Source organism: Streptomyces sp. N35, from assembly GCF_016464295.1.
In the GTDB taxonomy this organism is placed as follows: domain Bacteria; phylum Actinomycetota; class Actinomycetes; order Streptomycetales; family Streptomycetaceae; genus Streptomyces.
Genome location: NZ_JAEIMH010000069.1, coordinates 48090 through 48860, shown reverse-complemented (window position 1 = coordinate 48860; position 771 = coordinate 48090). Strand labels below are relative to the sequence as shown.

At 80.2% G+C, this 771-nt stretch carries 2 protein-coding genes; both read left to right on the top strand.

The features are described 5' to 3' along the window. The first annotated feature begins 16 nt into the window (after positions 1 to 16). The gene (locus tag JAO81_RS30875) at positions 17 to 589 is read left to right on the top strand and encodes a phosphoesterase (protein ID WP_199551259.1); all 573 of its coding nucleotides are present in this window, start codon (positions 17 to 19) and stop codon (positions 587 to 589) included. Further along, on the top strand, positions 586 to 771 hold a 186-nt coding region (locus tag JAO81_RS30870; protein WP_307813882.1), incomplete at its 3' end, for a twin-arginine translocation signal domain-containing protein. The genes JAO81_RS30875 and JAO81_RS30870, both read left to right, overlap by 4 nt.

The window sequence follows — 771 nt, the reverse complement described above, 5'->3', positions numbered from 1 at the left end:
GGGCGGGGGGGGAACCCTGGCGGCCAGGGGGGGCGGGGAACCGGGCCGGGGGGGCGGCCCCGCCCGGCCCGACGCCGTGCCGGGCTGGCGGATCGCGCAGGGCGCTCCCGCGCTGATCGCGTACAGCCTCGGCGGTGGCTATCCGACCCCGGACGATCCGGGCCCCGCCGCGCGCGGCAGCCGGTCCTTCTCCGGCGGCAGCAGCGCGCACACCGCGCTGGGGCAGGACATCGAGCTGCCGGCGCGGGGGGCGACCGGGCGGCGGGAAGTGGACGCGGGCCGGGTGCGGTACGTGGTGAGCGGCTGGCTCGGCGGCTATGCGGGCCAGGAGGACGGAGCACGCCTCTCCGTGGAGTTCCGGGCCGCCGACGGCACACCCCTCGCGCTGGGCGTGCTCGGACCGGTGAGCGCCGCCGAGCGCTTGGGCCGTACCGCGCTCGTCGAGTGCGCTGCCGAGGCCGCGGTGCCGCCCGGGGCGCGCGGCGCCCGCGTCCTGCTCGTGTTCACCCGCAGCGGCGGCGGCACGTCCAACGACGGCTACGCGGACGCCGTCTCCCTCACCCTGCACGCCACCGGAGGCCGGCCGTGAAACTGAACCGTCGTGATCTGCTCAAGGCCGCGGCCGCCGCCGGCGCCCTGAACGTCGCCTGGCCGCTGGCCGGCGGCCTCACCCCCGCCGCGGCGCGCGAGGCCGCCCAGGCGCCCCGCGCCGACTACGATCCGGCGCCCTTCCCGCTCGGCGTTCGCCCCCCCGGCCCCCCCCCCCCCCAC